Source organism: Janthinobacterium sp. GW822-FHT07A03, assembly GCF_058798815.1.
Genome location: NZ_JBXAKW010000006.1, coordinates 213,739 through 230,323 on the forward strand (window position 1 = coordinate 213,739; position 16,585 = coordinate 230,323).

At 63.1% G+C, this 16,585-nt stretch carries 19 protein-coding genes; 9 read left to right on the top strand and 10 right to left on the bottom strand.

Annotation, left to right across the window (positions count from 1 at the left end; all coding sequences use genetic code 11):
• Positions 1-46: 46 nt before the first annotated feature.
• The 8 genes from AC1RJW_RS18420 to AC1RJW_RS18455 form a co-directional block, all read right to left on the bottom strand.
• Complete coding sequence (locus AC1RJW_RS18420) at positions 47-721, bottom strand: TorF family putative porin (protein WP_493046263.1); 675 nt, start codon at positions 719-721, stop codon at positions 47-49.
• Positions 718-2,019: a S8 family peptidase gene (locus AC1RJW_RS18425; protein ID WP_493046264.1), complete on the bottom strand. Its 1,302-nt coding sequence runs from the start codon at positions 2,017-2,019 to the stop codon at positions 718-720. The genes AC1RJW_RS18420 and AC1RJW_RS18425 overlap by 4 nt, the downstream gene beginning before the upstream one ends.
• Complete coding sequence (locus tag AC1RJW_RS18430) at positions 2,016-2,666, bottom strand: zf-HC2 domain-containing protein (RefSeq protein ID WP_493046265.1); 651 nt, start codon at positions 2,664-2,666, stop codon at positions 2,016-2,018. The genes AC1RJW_RS18425 and AC1RJW_RS18430 overlap by 4 nt, the downstream gene beginning before the upstream one ends.
• Positions 2,663-3,250: an RNA polymerase sigma factor gene (locus tag AC1RJW_RS18435; RefSeq protein WP_493046266.1), complete on the bottom strand. Its 588-nt coding sequence runs from the start codon at positions 3,248-3,250 to the stop codon at positions 2,663-2,665. The genes AC1RJW_RS18430 and AC1RJW_RS18435 overlap by 4 nt, the downstream gene beginning before the upstream one ends.
• A gap of 162 nt (positions 3,251-3,412) precedes the next feature.
• Positions 3,413-4,177 (bottom strand): substrate-binding periplasmic protein, encoded by a 765-nt coding sequence (locus AC1RJW_RS18440; protein ID WP_493046267.1) that lies wholly within the window; start codon positions 4,175-4,177, stop codon positions 3,413-3,415.
• Positions 4,177-5,043, bottom strand: coding sequence for a carboxylating nicotinate-nucleotide diphosphorylase (gene nadC, locus AC1RJW_RS18445; RefSeq protein ID WP_493046268.1), 867 nt, complete (start codon positions 5,041-5,043; stop codon positions 4,177-4,179). The genes AC1RJW_RS18440 and nadC overlap by 1 nt, the downstream gene beginning before the upstream one ends.
• Positions 5,040-6,173, bottom strand: coding sequence for a quinolinate synthase NadA (nadA, locus tag AC1RJW_RS18450; protein WP_034756048.1), 1,134 nt, complete (start codon positions 6,171-6,173; stop codon positions 5,040-5,042). Before nadA ends, nadC begins: the two co-directional genes overlap by 4 nt.
• Before the next feature lie 249 nt (positions 6,174-6,422).
• Positions 6,423-8,021: an ABC-F family ATPase gene (locus AC1RJW_RS18455; RefSeq protein WP_034756044.1), complete on the bottom strand. Its 1,599-nt coding sequence runs from the start codon at positions 8,019-8,021 to the stop codon at positions 6,423-6,425.
• A gap of 242 nt (positions 8,022-8,263) precedes the next feature.
• Between AC1RJW_RS18455 and AC1RJW_RS18460 the strand changes: the two genes are divergently transcribed.
• The 4 genes from AC1RJW_RS18460 (at position 8,264) to AC1RJW_RS18475 (ending at position 10,373) form a co-directional block, all read left to right on the top strand.
• Complete coding sequence (locus AC1RJW_RS18460) at positions 8,264-8,521, top strand: hypothetical protein (protein ID WP_493046269.1); 258 nt, start codon at positions 8,264-8,266, stop codon at positions 8,519-8,521.
• Positions 8,522-8,717: 196 nt separating this feature from the next.
• On the top strand, positions 8,718-9,260 hold the full coding sequence (locus AC1RJW_RS18465) for a DUF2939 domain-containing protein (protein ID WP_493046270.1): 543 nt from the start codon (positions 8,718-8,720) through the stop codon (positions 9,258-9,260).
• 70 nt (positions 9,261-9,330) lie between these two features.
• The gene (locus tag AC1RJW_RS18470) at positions 9,331-10,002 is read left to right on the top strand and encodes a hypothetical protein (protein ID WP_493046271.1); all 672 of its coding nucleotides are present in this window, start codon (positions 9,331-9,333) and stop codon (positions 10,000-10,002) included.
• A gap of 68 nt (positions 10,003-10,070) precedes the next feature.
• Complete coding sequence (locus tag AC1RJW_RS18475; RefSeq protein ID WP_493046503.1) at positions 10,071-10,373, top strand: GNAT family N-acetyltransferase; 303 nt, start codon at positions 10,071-10,073, stop codon at positions 10,371-10,373.
• A gap of 58 nt (positions 10,374-10,431) precedes the next feature.
• On the opposite strand, the gene AC1RJW_RS18480 is transcribed toward AC1RJW_RS18475, so the two are convergent.
• Positions 10,432-11,124: a DUF3334 family protein gene (locus AC1RJW_RS18480; protein ID WP_092708686.1), complete on the bottom strand. Its 693-nt coding sequence runs from the start codon at positions 11,122-11,124 to the stop codon at positions 10,432-10,434.
• A gap of 306 nt (positions 11,125-11,430) precedes the next feature.
• Entirely contained in the window at positions 11,431-11,688 is a 258-nt protein-coding gene (locus tag AC1RJW_RS18485; protein ID WP_493046272.1) for a DUF1488 family protein, read from the bottom strand.
• A 390-nt stretch (positions 11,689-12,078) separates the two neighbouring features.
• Here AC1RJW_RS18485 and AC1RJW_RS18490 point away from each other — a divergent pair, with 390 nt between their 5' ends.
• The 5 genes from AC1RJW_RS18490 (at position 12,079) to AC1RJW_RS18510 (ending at position 16,585) form a co-directional block, all read left to right on the top strand.
• Positions 12,079-13,749: a DUF6138 family protein gene (locus AC1RJW_RS18490; protein WP_493046273.1), complete on the top strand. Its 1,671-nt coding sequence runs from the start codon at positions 12,079-12,081 to the stop codon at positions 13,747-13,749.
• Between the two features lie 111 nt (positions 13,750-13,860).
• Complete coding sequence (locus AC1RJW_RS18495; RefSeq protein ID WP_493046274.1) at positions 13,861-14,550, top strand: hypothetical protein; 690 nt, start codon at positions 13,861-13,863, stop codon at positions 14,548-14,550.
• A gap of 25 nt (positions 14,551-14,575) precedes the next feature.
• The gene (locus AC1RJW_RS18500) at positions 14,576-14,902 is read left to right on the top strand and encodes a hypothetical protein (protein WP_493046275.1); all 327 of its coding nucleotides are present in this window, start codon (positions 14,576-14,578) and stop codon (positions 14,900-14,902) included.
• An 84-nt stretch (positions 14,903-14,986) separates the two neighbouring features.
• Positions 14,987-15,628, top strand: coding sequence for a hypothetical protein (locus tag AC1RJW_RS18505; RefSeq protein WP_493046276.1), 642 nt, complete (start codon positions 14,987-14,989; stop codon positions 15,626-15,628).
• Positions 15,629-15,715: 87 nt separating this feature from the next.
• On the top strand, positions 15,716-16,585 hold the full coding sequence (locus tag AC1RJW_RS18510; protein ID WP_493046277.1) for an alpha/beta hydrolase: 870 nt from the start codon (positions 15,716-15,718) through the stop codon (positions 16,583-16,585).

Genomic DNA, 16,585 nt, shown 5'->3' on the forward strand with positions numbered 1-16,585 from the left:
CACGCCTGAAAGGTTTCGCCTCCGCGAAAAAATGCCAATTTATCATTCAGAAAGAATAAGCAGCGCTGAGTACCACTGCCCGCGACGCCGCTTCCACGTAATAGAGCGAGCGCGGCGCGCCGCCTGAGCTGGCCACCCAGGCCAGTTGCGCATGCCAGTCGCCCAGTGCCGCTGCCAGGCCGATGCTGCCGTCGCGGCGCATGCTGGCCGACTCCATGCCAGGGTGCGACAGCGGGCGCAGCACACCAATGTGGGCGACCAGCTTGAACCCGTCTTGCAAGGGATGGAATCCGTTCATTTCGGCGTACAAGGTGCGCATGTCGCGTCCAAGATAATGGGGCGCGAAATAGAGTCTGACGCCGATGCGTTCGGCAGCAAGTCCGGCATACCATTCACCGTAGTCGCTGCCGTGATCGTGGGTCAGCACCGACCTGCTGGCGCCCGCTTCCCAGCTCCAGCCGGACGCCAGGCGCCGTGCCATGCCCGCATACGCAATCAGCTGGGTGCCGCCCCGTTCGTGCGAGCTGGCGCCCGAAGCTTGCACGCCCCAGTACCAGCTGTCCGGGTCGTCATAGTTCAAGGTGAACTGCGGCACGGGGTGTCCATCGCTCATCGAAACGCCGCGAAAGCGGTAATCGGAGAGCAGCGCGATGTTGCCGCCAACCTGGGCGGAGGCAGCGCCGGCGCACAGCAGCAGCACGGCACCGGCAATGGCAATCACGGACCCGGGCCGGCAGGCAGGATGGCGGAGGCTGTTGCGCATGAGCAGGGACACGCGCCAGCGGCGCGCGCGATGGTGGCACAGGCGTCGATAGTAGCATCCAGGCGCGTTTCCGGCATGAGCAAACGCTCCAGTTGCGCTGGCATGGCGCCGGGCCGCAATTCGGCCAGCAAGGCCAGCAAGCCAGTGACGTGCGCCGCCGCATACGAGTTGCCGGAGACGAAGCGCCAACCGCCGCCAGGGATGCTCGTGGGAATGTCGCGTCCGGGCGCCAGCCGGACGGCATGCTGCGGCGCCTCAGGCGGCGCCGCGACGGGGGCTGCGCGCCCCTGTTGCGCGACCACAATCACACCGGCATGCGAGGCGGGAAAATCCCGCGCCCCGCCATGGGGATCGAGCGCGCCGACAATACTGATGCCGCGCGCCAGGGCGGCATCGAGCAGGCGGTCCAGCAGGCGGTCGGACGGTCCGGACAGGCTCAGGTTGATAATTTTTGCCTGGTGCACGATGGCGAAGTTGAGCGCTTTGCCCAAGGTAAAGCTGTTGCAGCGGGTGCTGAGGTCCAGTTGCTGCCAGCAGGCACGCAAACCCATCAGCCGCGCGCCCGGGGCGATGCCGAGCATGCCGCCATTGCCCTCGCGCGCCGCGATGATGCCAGCCACGGCGGTGCCGTGCGCCTCCGCCGCGTAAGGGCTGCCATCGACAAAATTTTCCGTGAGCGCCACCTGCCCCGCCAGGTCCGGATGCCTGCTGTCGATGCCGCTGTCGACCACGGCGACCGCCACGTCGCGCCCCGTGGCCGTGCGGTGCAGCGCGTCCACATGCCAATAGCGGCCGCCGGGTTGCACCGGATACAGCGGATCGGCATCCCCCATGCCGGAAAAAAGCCCGACCGGCTGGGCCCATTCCACGCGCGGATCGCGCGACAACAGGTCGGCAAGGCGCTGCGGCTGCTCTCCTTCCCCGTACTCCAACAGGTAGCAATCGAGGCCCAGCGCCGGCATCGGCCAGTCGGCGACCAGTTTCAGGCCGTGGCGCCGCGCCAGATCTTCGCTAATGCGGCGGCGCGCGCTGCGGCCGCCATCGTCGATGTAGCGCCCGCCGTAACTGGCGTCCGGCCGGTAGTGCGGGGCCGGCAGGCGCAGCATGACCAGCAATTGGCGCGGCGGCACGGCGCCATTTCTGCCGGGAACGGATGCCACGGCATCATCAAGTGCCGGGGCGTCGTGGGCCGGCGCGCTGCCGGCAAGCAGTGCCAGCAAGGCAAGCGCAGGCATGGTCAGGCGCGGCAGGATCACGGCGGGCCTCCCCCATCCAGCGTTTCGGCCAGCACGACCGCCGGCTCGGCGCGCAGACGGGTCCGGGCGCGCCGCGGCTCCGGCACGTTGAGCAGATAGGCGTCGGTCACGGTCGGGCCGTCGACCAGACGCGCGTCATTCGCTTGCAGGATGCGGCGCAACTCTTTCTCTGCGGTATCCGGCTTGAAAACGACAACCAGGTTGCCGGCGCCGGCCGCGCCGCCCAGGCCGCGATAGGCGCCCTCATCAAAGGCAGGCCTGGCCAGCAGGAGAGCCAGGCCAAGGATGGCGACGAACTGCAGCGCCAGCGCCCAGGGCATCCAGGCCAGGCGATGGAAGGCCGGCCAGCGCCACCGTGGCGCAGGCCGTTCCCGGGCCTCTTGCCTGGGCAGTCGTGGCAATAGTTGCGCCAGCGCCCGCTCGACATCGCATTGCGCAGGCTGCAGGTCCGCATCCGCTTCGGCGCGGGTCGCCGCCAGCAGCTGGCGCTCGTTCTCCAGCTCACGCTGGCACAGCTTGCATGTGGACAGGTGCTGCTCGAGCATGCGTGCATCGCGCGCTGGCAATTGCCCAGTCGCAAGCCATGGCAACAGCGCGTGCGCGGCCTGATGTGCAGGCTCGCCCGGCTTGACGGTGCGTCCGTTCATTCGTAGTCCTCCCGCGCCCGCTCGAGCAGCTCCTGCAACTTGCGCCGCGCATGGAACATGCGCGTCTTGACCGTGTTGACCGGACAGTCGATGATCGCGGCGATATCGTTATAGCCCATGTCGTGATAATAGGTCAGCAGCACCACGATGCGCTGCGGCAGCGGCAATGCGCCTATCGCCGCTGCCAGGGCACATCCCAATTGCCGCTGGCTAAGTTCGTGCTCCGGCTCCAGCTCCGGGCCGCCCGGATACAACTCCATGTCGGACTCCAACGGTTCGTCGCAGGTGCGGAAACCTTTCAATGCCTTGCGGTAGGCAATCGCGAAGATCCAGGTCGACACCTTGCAACTCCCATCATAGCGCTGCGCTGTTTGCCATACCACCAGCATGGTGTCGTTGACGATTTCCTCGATCAATGGCGCGCTGCGCGTCATCCGGCCCAGAAACCGGGTCAGACGGGGGAAGTAGGCACGGTACAGCGTCTCGAAGGCGCGCCTGTCCCCGGCCACGACACGGCCGAGCAGCTGCGCCTCGTCCAGGTTGGCAGCGGTTGCGCGCGCGTCCTCCCCGTGTCCTTCCCGCATGGACATTCTCCTTTGTTGCCTGTAAATACCTTACGGCAGGCCAATGGTTCTACGCCGCGCAAAAAAATGCACGGCAATCCATGGTAGCGCGCAGAGGCCTTATCAGGGTAACAATATTCTACGGGAACGGCGGGCGCCTTGAGGAAAGCCAAGGCCGCAGCATCAGGGCACGCCGACGTCGTAACGCTTGCCCAGCCGTTTCAGTTCGCCCGTCTCGATCAAGTTATTCAATTCCTGGTCGAACTGCAGGCGCAGCTTGTCGAAAGTGGGCGAGCGGGGATAGGCAAAATAACCGTTTTGTATGTCGATGACTTTAGGCAGCGGCTTTACCTGGCGGCCATAGCCGAGACGGGCGACGACGGGGTCGGTATTGCGGCGGTTGCTGATGAACACGTCGACGTGGTTGTGCACCAGCATCTTCAAGCCATTTTCCACGTTATTGGCCACGCTGACCTGCAAGCCGGGCCGCACGCGCTCCCATTCCGCGCCATAGGCCCAGCCATTGAGCAGCACCACCCGGCGGTTCTTCAGCGTCGCGTAGTCGCCATCCCAGCCGAAGCTGGCGTCCTGGCGCGTATAGAAGACCATCTGATCCTGGTAGAACGGCTTGTCGGAAAATGCCATGCTGGCGATGCGCTCGGGCGTCTTGTAGGGACCGATCAGGATATCGGCCTGCCCCTGCACCAGCATGGCTTGCGCGCGCGCCCACGGCACCATGCGGAAACGCACGGTGTTGCCCGTGCGCGCCGCCATCAGGCGCAGCAGCTCCGCGCCCAGGCCGCCATACTCGCCGCCGTCCTGGTACTCGAACACGCGCTCGAACTGCGCGCCCACGGCCAGCAGTTCCCGGGCTGGCGCCCGCGATGGCACAAGCAGCGCCGGCCACAGCAGCGCCAAGGCCAGCAGGCGCCGCCCTGCTCTACTCATCAGCCGACGATGCGCAAGGAGTAATCGGTGGCCCGCACATCCTTGGTCAGGCTGCCGATCGAGATGCGGTCCACGCCCGTTTCGGCGATGGCGCGCACGGTGTCGACATTGATGCCGCCCGACGCTTCGAGCAAGGCGCGGCCGTTGGTGAGGGCCACGGCCTCGCGCATCATGTCGTTACTGAAGTTGTCGAGCAAGACGGAGACGGCGCCCGCGTCCAGCGCTTCCTGCAATTGCGCCAGGGTTTCCACCTCGATCTGCACGGGCACGCCCGCGTCGAGGTTGCGCGCGTTTTCCAGGGCCTGGCTGACGCCGCCGGCCGCCGCGATATGGTTTTCCTTGATCAGGATGCCGTCATACAGGGCCAGGCGCTGGTTCTTGCCGCCGCCCACGCGTACCGCATACTTTTGCGCCAGGCGCAGGCCAGGCAAGGTCTTGCGCGTGTCCAGGATGGACGCCTTGGTGCCGGCGATCACGTCCACATACCGGCGCGTGGCCGTGGCCACGGCCGACAGCAGCTGCAGGAAATTGAGGGCGCTGCGCTCGGCCGTGAGCAAGGCGCGCGCCGGCGCCTGGATCGTGCAGACGACGCTGTCGGCCGTCATCATGTCGCCTTCGGCGTAATGCCAGGCAATATCGATGCTGCGGTCCAGGCTTTTCATGATGCCTTCGAACCACGGCGCGCCGCACAGCACGGCCGCTTCGCGCACGATGACACGGGCCGTGACGATATGGTCGGGCGGCACCAGTTCGCCCGTCACGTCGCACTGGCCCACGTCTTCCAGCAAGGCGGCCAGCAAATTGCCCTCGAAGGCGCGCGCCAGGGCGGGATCGAAGGGAGCGAAAGAATTAACGAGGGTACTCATGCTGGACCGATTCCTTGGAACAATGTGGTTTCTTTTGCCAGGTCCGCGCCCGGCTTGAGGCCCGCCTTCTTGGCGGCGGCGAAGTCGAGCATGCGATTGATCGAACGCACGGCCAGCTGGCCGACGGCGGGATCGACGTGGATTTCGTTGTGCATGTTTTCCAGCGTCTGCGCCAGGTTCAGCAAGCCGTTCATGGCCATCCACGGGCAGTGCGCGCAGCTTTTACAGGTGGCGCTGTTGCCGGCCGTGGGCGCTTCGATGAAACGTTTTCCTGGCGCAGCCGCGCGCATCTTGTGCAGGATGCCGTTGTCGGTGGCGACAATAAAAGTGTCCGTATCCATGGTTTGCGCTGCCGCAATCATTTGCGACGTGGAACCGACCATGTCGGCCAGGGCCACCACGTTGGCGGGCGACTCCGGATGCACGAGCACCTTGGCTTGTGGATACTCTTCCTTGAGCAAATCGAGTTCGATGCCCTTGAATTCGTCGTGCACGAGGCAGCTGCCCTGCCACAGCAGCATGTCGGCGCCCGTCTGCTTCTGGATGTACGAACCCAGGTGCTTGTCGGGTGCCCACAGGATTTTCTTGCCCTGCGCATGCAGGTGGGCAACGATGTCGAGGCCGATCGACGAGGTCACCATCCAGTCCGCGCGCGCCTTGACGGCCGCGCTGGTGTTGGCGTAGACGACGACCGTGCGGTCCGGGTGGGCGTCGCAGAAGGCCGTGAACTCGTCCACAGGGCAGCCCAGGTCGAGCGAGCAGGTCGCGTCGAGGTCGGGCATCAGGACGGTTTTTTCGGGACTGAGGATTTTCGCCGTTTCGCCCATGAAGCGCACGCCGGCCACGACCAGGGTCTTGGCCGGATGGTCGCGCCCGAAACGGGCCATTTCCAGCGAGTCGGAGACGCAGCCGCCCGTGGCTTCCGCCAGGTCTTGCAGGTCAGCATCAACGTAATAGTGGGCAACGAGCACGGCTTCGCGCTCGATCAGCAGGCGCTTGATGCGCGTGATCAGTTCGGCTTTTTCAGCCGGGGACGGCGTCGCTGGCGTGCGTGCCCAGGCGTGGGCAGTGCAGCTGGCTCCGTCTTGTGGATGTTCGTACTCGACGGATTTGATGGCTAAAGTTTGCATGGCTGTGTCAAACAAAAACGGGATAGACCGGCACGATTGCAATGAAGCAGGTGCGCCGGAACGAAATAACCGCGGCGCGTCGGTGTGGTGATACCAGAGTACACCACCAGCTTTCCAAACGCCTGATAAAACCGTAGCGAGCGGCAGCGAGGCTCGGCGCCCCCTTGTGGCCGAGAAGCGCAACCGTGCTAAAGCACGGTGAGCATCACAGGCCGCAAAGCGCGACGCGCAGTAGGTTTGATCAGGCGTTTAATCGATACCCTGGCTCTTGAGGTAATCCTCATAGTTGCCACGGTAATCGACCACTTCATCTTCCTTGATTTCGATGATGCGGTTGGCCAGCGAAGAGACGAATTCGCGGTCATGCGACACGAAAATCAGGGTGCCCGCGTATTTTTCCAGCGCGATGTTCAAGGATTCAATCGATTCCATGTCCATGTGGTTGGTCGGCTCATCGAGCATCAGCACGTTGTGGCGGCCCAGCATCAGCTTGCCGTACATCATGCGGCCCTTTTCACCACCGGACAGCACCTTGACGGCCTTCTTGACATCGTCGCCGCCGAACAGCAAACGGCCCAGGATGGAACGCACGGCCTGGTCGTCGTCGCCCTCTTTCGTCCACTGGCCGATCCAGTCGGTCAGGTTCGTATCCTTGGCGAAATCTTCCGTCGGATCTTGCGGCATGTAGCCCACGTTGGCGTTTTCCGCCCACTTCACGCGGCCCTGGTCCGGCTGCAAGCCGGCGATGTCGCCCGCGATGCAGCGCAGCATGGTGGTCTTGCCCGCGCCGTTGGCGCCGATGATGGCGATGCGCTCGCCCGCCTCGACCATGATGCTGAAGTTCTTGAACAGCTGGCGGTCGAAGCCTTTCGAGATGTTCTCGACTTCCACGGCCAGACGGTGCAATTTCTTTTCGCCGTCGAAACGCACGAACGGATAGGCGCGCGACGATGGCTTGATGTCGTCGACCTTGATCTTTTCGATCTGCTTGGCGCGCGACGTGGCCTGGCGGGCCTTCGATTTGTTGGCGGCGAAGCGGCGCACGAACTCTTGCAGCTCGGCAACCTTGTCTTTCGCTTTCGCGTTGTTGGCCAGCTGCTGGTTGCGCGCCTGGGTCGAGGCGAACATGTATTCGTCGTAGTTGCCCGGATAAATCTTCAAGGTGCCGTAATCCATGTCGGCCACGTGGGTGCACACCTGGTTCAGGAAGTGGCGATCATGGGAAATGATGATCATGGTGGAGTTGCGCTCGTTGAGCACGTCTTCCAGCCAGCGAATCGTGTTGATGTCCAGGTTATTCGTCGGCTCGTCGAGCAGCAGGATGTCCGGATTCGAGAACAGCGCCTGTGCCAGCAGCACGCGCAGCTTCCAGCCTGGCGAGACATTGCTCATCGGGCCTTGATGCAGGTCAATGGCGACACCGGCGCCCAGCAGCAGTTCGCCGGCGCGCGATTCGGCCGTGTAGCCGTCGTATTCGGACACTTTGCCTTCCAGTTCGGCGGCCTGCATGTAGTCGTCGTCCGTCGCTTCCGGGTTCGCGTAGATGGCGTCGCGTTGCTGGATCGCGGCCCACATTTCCGTGTGGCCCATCATGACGACGTCGAGCACGCGCATGTCTTCAAACGCGAACTGATCCTGGCGCAGCTTGCCCAGGCGCTCGTTGGTATCGAGCATGACGTTGCCGCCCGACGGGTCCAGGTCGCCGCCCAGGATCTTCATGAACGTCGACTTGCCGCAGCCGTTGGCGCCGATCAAGCCATAGCGGTTGCCGTCGCCGAACTTGACGGAGATATTCTCAAACAATGGCTTGGCGCCAAACTGCATCGTGATGTTAGCTGTAGAAAGCATTAGTGAGGTCTTTATCCAGTGAAAACAGGTAGTTAGGTACTTTTCTCCCATTATACAGTACCCACCCCCATCCCTCTATAGCACCCGGCCCCTTGAAAAAACAGGACAGGGTTCCGCCGGACAACATCACTATCTGCTGGCACAACATTGCATGATAAAAATATCATAGCAAATGATCTATGTTTTGTTACAATCAATTGCTCCCCTTCAACGAATGCGTATCATCACGAAAGGTAATAAGCATGAAAATGTTTTCTGGTTACCATTATTTATTGATCAGCATTGCCGCATTGTCCCTGGCGGGTTGCGCCGCCCCCGAACCCGCCGCGGACGATGGCGCACCCAAGCTTGCCGCCCGCAAGTGCAAACCGAACTCCAGCGTGTCGCTCGGCACCATGATCGCCAAGAATTGCGGCGGCAATGCGGAAGCCAGGAATGTCGATCCCAGGGAGTTCATGGATGCCCTGCAATCCCCAGGGACGATTCAAAGCAAGCAATAGTCCCAGGCCGCAATTGACCCGCTGCGCTGGAACGCCGCCTTTACCTGGCCGGACGTGACTAACGCATCGCTTGCGACCCGCTATCGGCCTGCGGCGCGACCGGGTCTGCAGCGCACGCCATCATGGCGTCGCGCCGCCAGGCGCACAGTACAATGGCAAGACGAGTACTCCTTCACCTTCACCCCACAGGCATCACTTGAAAAAAATCACCATCGCCGCGGCCGTGGCCGCCATCGCCGTCACCGCCTATGCTTCGCCGTATTACACCTTGCAGCAGATCAAGAGCGCCCTGGCCGAGCGCAACGCCGAAGCCCTGGCCGGGCACGTGGACTTCCCCGCCCTGCGCACCAGCGTCAAGGCGCAGCTGGAAGCGAGCATGGCGCGCAGCATCGCGGCAACGGCCGGCAGCGACAATCCGCTGGCCGCCTTGGGCCAGTCGATCGCCAGCGCCATGCTGGGCAAGATGGTCGATGCCATGGTCTCGCCCGCCGGCGTGGTGGCGCTGGTCAACAAGAGCGCCCTCAGTCCGCAGGCGGATACGGATACGCGTGCGGACGCGCCCGCCAGTGGCGCACAGAAAAAGGCCGAGTATTCCGCAGGCTATGCCGGCGTGAACACGTTTGTCGTGCGCACGAAGGATGGCAATGCGCAGGAAGGCGCGCTGGTCCTGCTGCGCCATGGCGTGTGGGACTGGAAACTGAGTTCGATCGAGATTGCGTCGGCGATGGCTGCACGTTAGCAAGGAACACGCATGCGCAGGCAATCTGAGACACAATGCGTGTCATTTGTATCAGATTGCAGGAAATTTCATGCTGAAACACACGGCCTTATCGCTGGCGATGGCCCTTGCCGGCGCCGCGCCATTCGCCCACGCCCTCGATGGCACAGCCGGGAGCAGCCACTCCGTCGTCTCGCGCATGCAGGCGGAAACATCGAGTGCGGCCGACCCCGACGCCCCGGCGCCGCTGCCCGTACCCAGCGACATTTCGCTGGCCGAACTGGAGCGCCGCCTGGCGCTGGGCCAGGCGCAAGCGGCCGAAAAGCACCTCAGCAGCGCGCTCGATCCGGCCACGCTGACGTCCCTGGCGCAGCAGATGGATTGCCGCGATATCGTCGGCATGCAGCCGTTCGGTTTCCCGCTGGACCAGACGCAGCCCACCGTCCTGAGCGGCGCCCACCTGCTGGCGCGCTGCCCGGACCGCGCTTACGTGACGATCACCGCGATGTCGATGGCGGGCAAGGCGGGCAAGCGCGCCTCCCTCAGCCCGCAGGCGTTCAGGCACACGGTCGATGGCCGGCCCGCGCGGCGCCTGTATTACAAGGCGCCCAACGGCCGCCAGAAGGAATCGCTGACCATCGTCGATGGCAGCTATGCGTATGCGCTCGAATACTGGTCGCTCGATGACAGCCAGCACAGCGGCATGGTGGGCATGCGCCGCATGGAAACATTGACGTTGCCGCAACTAGACGGGCAAAAATAGCCGGAATACTGTATATTCATACAGTTATCGACTATTCTCCTGTCCGCCGCGACAGGCAGGTATTGAGCGTGGTCGTGCGCGACCGCGACAGCCAGCGCGTGCTGGGCGGCGCCATGGGACGGACCTCGCTGGGCCTGCTGTTTCTCGATTTGTTTTATTTGCCCGCCGCCTTGCGGGGGCTGGGACTGGGCAGCCAGGTACTGGCGCAGTTCGAGGAAGAAGGACGCCGGCGCGGCTGCGCCTCGGCGGTGCTGTACACCATCAGTTTCCAGGCGCCCGAATTTTACGAGCGTCGCGGCTGGCGCCGCTTCGGCAAGATTGCCTACAGTCCCGACGGCACGAGCCGGGCCTTCATGAGCAAGGCCCTGTAGGCTGCATACGGCAGCGGCCGGCGGCAAGATGCCGCCGGCCGCTCTCAGACACCGCTGCTTACATGCCCAGCGATTTGAGCAGGTCGGCGTTGTCGTCGTCTTCCGGTTCCGCCGCAGGGGCCGGGGCGGCATCGCGTTCGCGGTTCGCGTATTCGCTGTCCATCAGCGAATCGGCGTCGACTTCGCGCGAATCGAAATCGTGCAGCTTGATGAACTCGGTACGGTCGATCGCCAGTTCCAGGTAGAAAATATTGTTCTTTTCCGTGTAGAAAGTGACGCGGCGCATTTCCGGACGGTCCAGCGGCGTGTCGACGCTGAGCATCACCTGCTTGTTCAGCACCAGCATCTTCGGCTGGCTCTGGGTGATGTTCGTTTGCAGCTCGCGCCGCACCTTGCCCGTGAAGTCGCCCACGATCTGGTTCATCAGCTCGCCCATGATGTTCGACACTTCATCCGACGTGTAGAAGCTGGCCAGCTCCGACTTCGGCATACCCATGTGCAACATGTAGCGCTCGTAGATTTCCATCGCCGTATCGGCGGCGAAATTGAGCACCACCAGGCCCGTGAAACCGCCATCGAACATGACGAAGCAGCCGATGTCCGGCTTCAGCCCCGTCTTGGTGATGCGCTGCACCATGCCTGAATAATTGACCTTGCTTTGCGTTGCCACGTTGAGCACCCGAACCACCGAGTTGCACAAACTCATCAACAAATCTTCTGTACCGTACACAACATCCTTTTCTGCATCCATGAGCAACCTCTCCTACTATTTTAAAGATGACAGCACTGTTCCCTGCCCGCCGCGAGCCGAAACACGAGCGTTTCGCTCAGCAAGCGGACGACTTCACCTTTGCATGCCTGACCTTGCCTGGCAGCGCGCGCCGCGTTGCCGCCGACGCTGACCGCCCTCTTACCTTTTTCTGTATAGAAATAAGTATCAGATGCGCAGAATACCCAGATGTAACATTTCCGTCCAGCCATACCTGCATTTACTTGACGATCTGTGCGGAAATACCATATCTGGCCTGAGCAGGGGCGCCGGCACTGGAAATAGTAACTAAAAATCAAGTGCGCGCAAGACCACGCTGCTGACCAGCAGATCCCGGCTCAGGTAAGCGAAGGCGCGCTGGCCGATGCGCAGGCGGTGAGTGTCGAAAATGGCCAGCAGATCGCCGCCCTGTCCCTGGTCCAGGCTGTGCAATGCCGTCACGGTGATGCGGCAGGTCTTCTCCGCCCCGAAGGCGGTCAGATGGAAGCGGATGGCGTCGCCCGCCTGCTCGAGGGCGATGCTGTCGTGCAAAATTTCATAGGGCATGGCCGGGCACCCCGCTATGCACACGCTCCGCCGGCCCCAGGCACCACCTGGCTGACGGAATGGCCGAACAGCGGCGCTCAAGCTGGGCGCGATTTTTCGCTGGGAATAAATGCATCATGGCGTTTCCGGCAATATCAATGTTCAATAACGGGCAAGCGTAGCGCGATGACTAGTCAACTACCGTCTGTTACCGTACATATTTAACCGCGCTCCTGCCTGGCGCCGTGCTGGCCATTCCCTGTGCTATCGGCATCAGCCACTTCGCCGCGCCCTCCGGACCACCGTGCGCCCCTTGTCCCATCCAGGCCCGGCCACCTAAAATAGTGCCTTATATTAAACATGATCGTGACGGCAACCGGCGGCACTGTCGCGCACAAGGCAAGGAAGTCAATGAGCACACTTTTAGAACAGGCAACGGCGGAAATGATGGCGGCCGTGGAGGCGTGGTTTGTCGAGCGCCTGAAGCGCACCGACCTGGAAGACGCCGTCAACCGGACCACCTTGCAGATGGGTATCTTCAATGATTTATTACTCGACTACAAACCCGGACGCACCACGGCGGACGATTTCCATCTGACCGATGCCGCCGATGTCGCAACGCGGACGCCATCGCGCCTCGATGAAGCCGTCGTGCGCGACAGCATCGCACCCCAACTCGCTGCCATGGTGCAAGCGAAGCTGGAAACACTGGCCGACACGCCCTTCGTCGATTACCGATTCAGCTTTCGCGGCAAGTTCCGGACGGCGCAGGGTACGCTGCACCTGAACCTGCTCGAGTATGTCAACGAAGGCAAGCGCACAACCTTGCTCGAGCACATACACAACTACGTCACGCAAAAACTCGAGCGCGGCAAGCGGCCGACGAAAAAGCTGGAAACCTTCTTCCTGGCGCGCCACCTGCTCGACCCCCACCTGTTCCCACAACCCGATCTCGCCTGGACGATCGCCCAGTTCCAGCGCATCGAGCAGCTGAACAAGTCGCGTCCGCAAGCGCTGGCCGAACACCGCGGCGATATCATCCAGGCCGTGTCGGCATGGGCGGAAAAGCAGTTCCTGCCGCGGTTCTATGATATGCAGCAATCAAGCTACCGTGCCACCGAATACACCTTGAAAGCGGGCGCGGCGCCCGATGCGCAGGTGCAGCAAGGCATCGACCTGCTGCTGTACGGCGCCGTGATGATACTGCGCCACGAACCGAGCTACGCCAAGTCCAGGGGCCTGAAATTCCTGGAAATCGCGCGCGAACTGGGCAGCGAGCGGGCCGTGCGCATGCTCAAGGAAGGCAGCGGCACCTTCGCGCCCGACGCCATCCACCTGAAAAACGCGCAGCTGGAATGCCGCGCCAACGACGTGTTTGCCACCATCAGCATCACGATTGTCCGGGAAGAGGAAGAGGCGTATGCGCAGGCGCTGGCCTTCATCACGCATTTGCTGAACAACGGCTTCCCGAAAAGCTGCCAGATCAAGCTCAAGTCCAAGGTCAAGGCATACCTGCCGATCAAGGGACTGGCGAAATCCGATACGCACCGCTTCTTTGCCAACGCCCTCGCCTATCCCGCCCTGCAGCCGCAGCTGGAAGCGTATGCGCGCGCCGCCATCGAGCAATTCGAGTTCTATGCCGACACGGAAGGCGAAAAGAATTGCATGCCCGGCAGCTATGCCACGTTCGGCCTGGGCCTGCTCGACGCGCGCTATTTCCCGCTGGTGCAGCACTACATGGCCAACGTCGACGAGGAACATCAGAGCGTGCAGGACCAGTTCACGGCGGCCTTTGCTGAAAAGCATGGCGTGACGCGCGATTCCGCTCCCGTGCTGGCCGCATGCCTGCGCGCCTGCACGGACAACGCAAAGGTCAAGATCCAGGCGGAACTGGAAGAGGTGGAGAAACTGGAACTGTTCTGCCAGCAACTGCAAGGGCTGGAAGGTTATCTGCTCGAGCACATGCTGTATCCCATCTGGGGCAAGCTGGAAAAACTGGCCACCCTGGCGCGCAAGGCGCAAGGCCGGCGCAAGGAGCTGCTGCTGGCCTTGCTGGAAGCGGCCAGCAAGGCGGACGCCTGAGGTGTGCAACCTTCCGTGCGCAACGTTATGACTTTTACCATCTATAATGCGCGCGCCATAGTTGCTATAAAGCATTTTTTGGCGCCTGACATTGAATCGTGGAGAAAATACATGCACCAAACACAAGAAACATCGCGCACTGCCCTGCTGGCGGCAGCCTTGGCCGCCGCCGTGGCACTGGCCCAGCCCGCCATCGCCGCGGAAACCGCCGTGGAACTGGCACCCATCGACGTGGCCAACCTGTACATCAAGACCATCATCAACCAGGATGAAGCGAGCGTCGCCAAGCTCAACGCCTATCTGCGCCCCACCCGCCTGGCGGGCCAGCAGAGCGCCGAATACGCGTCGTACAGCGGATTGAAGGCGGCCGATGCCAAGTTCCCGACGGAAACCGGCAAGCTGATCGCCGACCTGTTCCCCGCCGCCATGCGCGCGGCCGTGACGCCTGCCGCTGAACAGCTGGCCGCGAATGTCATCGCCGCCAAGAATGGCGCCGTGTGCCAGGCCACCAAGGCGGACCCGGTGACGGTGGAAAACGGCATCCAGACGGCTGCCGTCAGCTTCGAATGCCAGGTCGTCAAGGTGCCGGTGGCATGGGCGCCTGCCGCCCAGCAACTGGCGAAGAGCGGCTGCAAGGTTGAACAATGCACGGCCGGCCTGCAAAAGATCGCCGCCACCTACACGAGCTCGCCGAAGCAGGCGTGGCGCGCCGTGTTTGCCGTCAGCCGCGAAAAGAACTCGGAAGCCTGGCGCAACGATTTCGCGCGCGAAACCTTCGATGAAATCTGGGAATACCTGTAATCCCGGCCTCGTTTAGAATGGCTGGATGGACAAATTGACACCGGCACCACAGCCCGCGGGCCTGGCCTTGCTGCGCTTGATCGACCCCGAGCATGTGGAAGGCGCGGTGGTCGCGCAAGCGCTGGCGCAAGACTTGCCCGCCCTGCACGCCAGGCAATTGCTGGCGCTGCTGCGCCGGCTGCGGGCCGCGCAATCGAATCAGCAGGATTATGCGGGCGCCAGCCCCGCGCAGGCCGAACAGCAGTTCGGCGCCGCCATCGCCGCCGTCAAGGCGGAGCTGGCCACGCGCCCGCACATTCCCAACAAGCAGGAAGCCAAGGCCCTGCGCCAGGCGGCGGCAAAGAAGCGCTGAACGGGCCTGCGGTGCGCGGGCGGGCACGGCCCGCCTTCTATAATCGGTGACGATACCTTGTTTCCCGCACTGAAAGGACTCCCCATGCCCACATCAATCTCCCGCCATGTAGCCGGTTGCGCCGTATTGGCCTTTTCCGGTTTGGTCGCCATGCAGGCCGTCCATGCCGAAGAGACGGGGCCCATCGATGCGCGTGCCGTGTGGCAGGAACGCTCGCTGTCAACCTGCCGCAGCGGGCAATCGCACTCCGCGCCCGACGTCTGCATGTTGCGCACCATGCAGCGTACCGGTGCGCACCCGCAAGCCATCGCCGCCGCCAGGATGCTGGTCAGGGCAAACATGGCAGGTTACATCTCTGCCTGGCGCCCGCTGGGCAAGGTGGCGCTGGCCACCGTCACCTATCCTTTTCGCGCCAACACGAATGAAAGCACCTTGCTGATCGGCAGCGATGGCGCCGCCATCGACGTCGACGAGCACTCCGTGCGCGAGGAAGACCGCGCCACGCCTGCATGGCAAGCGTTTACCGCCGCCCACCCGGATGCCATGCCGTTTGCGCCCGCCGAGTTCGTCGGCAGCACGGCCACCAGCGATGGCGGCCAGAGCGTGCTGTTTTCCACGCCCCTGATCACCTGCCACGCCTGCGCCGACGATGGCGCGCTGCTGGTCGCCTACACGATCGACAAGGCCGGTATCGTGCTCGAGCGAAAACTCTTGACGATCAAGTAATGCTGCACCAAAGATAAGATAGAATTGCTTGGTGGCATGTCTATACGAGTACATGCCATCCATCCAACTTATTTATCACGGGAAAACATGCGCCGCTCTTGCCTTGCACTGCACCTCACCGCCGCCCTGCTGCTGTCCAGCTCCTTCCACGTCGCCACCGCCGCACCCGCCGCTACGGCTAACACTGCCGCCAGCGCGGCCACGCCGCTCGTCATCGGCGAAAGTTTCACGATCGACTCGCAGGCGCTGAAGGAACAGCGCCACATCAATGTGTACATGGCGCGCGCCTGGGATACGCCGCCCGACGCGCCCCTGCCCGTGCTGTACATGCCCGACGGCGGCGTGGCGGAAGACTTTTTGCACGTGGCCGGCTTGCTGCAGGTGTCGGTAGCCAACGGCACGATGCGCCCGTTCATGCTGGTCGGCATGCAAAACACGCAGCGCCGGCGCGACCTGACGGGGCCGACCGATAATGCGCAAGACCGCAAGATCGCGCCCGTCGTGGGCGGTTCGCCAGCCTACCGGGCCTTCATCCGCGATGAACTGATGCCGGAAGTCAAACGCCGCTACCGCACGACGGGCGAGACGGCCATCGTCGGCGAATCGCTGGCGGGCCTGTTCGTGGTGGAAACGTATCTGCTGGAACCGCAGCTGTTCGACCACTACCTGGCCTTCGACCCCAGCCTGTGGTGGAACCAGGGCGCCCTGCCCCGTCAGGCGGCGGACCTGCTGACCAAGGGCAAGCCGGGCAAACGCAGCCTGTACCTGGCGTCCAGCAGCGAAGCGGGCATCGCCAGCGAGGTGCAGCGCCTGGCCGACGTGCTGCAAAAGCAGGCGCCGTCCGGCTTGCAATGGCATGTAGAGAAGATGCCGGAAGAAAGCCATGGCACCATCTACCATCCGGCAGCGTTAAAAGCGTTCCGCGCCGTGTTCAAGCCGGCCGCCGCGCCGCAGTAA

Bases quoted from the DNA above. Each gene is read 5' to 3' on its own strand.
- AC1RJW_RS18455 (WP_034756044.1), bottom strand. From the start codon at position 8,021: ATGCTTTCTACAGCTAACATCACGATGCAGTTTGGCGCCAAGCCATTG.
- AC1RJW_RS18510 (WP_493046277.1), top strand. From the start codon at position 15,716: ATGCGCCGCTCTTGCCTTGCACTGCACCTCACCGCCGCCCTGCTGCTG.
- AC1RJW_RS18500 (WP_493046275.1), top strand. From the start codon at position 14,576: ATGGACAAATTGACACCGGCACCACAGCCCGCGGGCCTGGCCTTGCTG.
- AC1RJW_RS18485 (WP_493046272.1), bottom strand. From the start codon at position 11,688: ATGCCCTATGAAATTTTGCACGACAGCATCGCCCTCGAGCAGGCGGGC.
- nadA (WP_034756048.1), bottom strand. From the start codon at position 6,173: ATGCAAACTTTAGCCATCAAATCCGTCGAGTACGAACATCCACAAGAC.
- AC1RJW_RS18480 (WP_092708686.1), bottom strand. From the start codon at position 11,124: ATGGATGCAGAAAAGGATGTTGTGTACGGTACAGAAGATTTGTTGATG.
- AC1RJW_RS18435 (WP_493046266.1), bottom strand. From the start codon at position 3,250: ATGCGGGAAGGACACGGGGAGGACGCGCGCGCAACCGCTGCCAACCTG.
- nadC (WP_493046268.1), bottom strand. From the start codon at position 5,043: ATGAGTACCCTCGTTAATTCTTTCGCTCCCTTCGATCCCGCCCTGGCG.
- AC1RJW_RS18440 (WP_493046267.1), bottom strand. From the start codon at position 4,177: ATGAGTAGAGCAGGGCGGCGCCTGCTGGCCTTGGCGCTGCTGTGGCCG.
- AC1RJW_RS18470 (WP_493046271.1), top strand. From the start codon at position 9,331: ATGCTGAAACACACGGCCTTATCGCTGGCGATGGCCCTTGCCGGCGCC.
- AC1RJW_RS18495 (WP_493046274.1), top strand. From the start codon at position 13,861: ATGCACCAAACACAAGAAACATCGCGCACTGCCCTGCTGGCGGCAGCC.
- AC1RJW_RS18430 (WP_493046265.1), bottom strand. From the start codon at position 2,666: ATGAACGGACGCACCGTCAAGCCGGGCGAGCCTGCACATCAGGCCGCG.
- AC1RJW_RS18460 (WP_493046269.1), top strand. From the start codon at position 8,264: ATGAAAATGTTTTCTGGTTACCATTATTTATTGATCAGCATTGCCGCA.
- AC1RJW_RS18505 (WP_493046276.1), top strand. From the start codon at position 14,987: ATGCCCACATCAATCTCCCGCCATGTAGCCGGTTGCGCCGTATTGGCC.
- AC1RJW_RS18490 (WP_493046273.1), top strand. From the start codon at position 12,079: ATGAGCACACTTTTAGAACAGGCAACGGCGGAAATGATGGCGGCCGTG.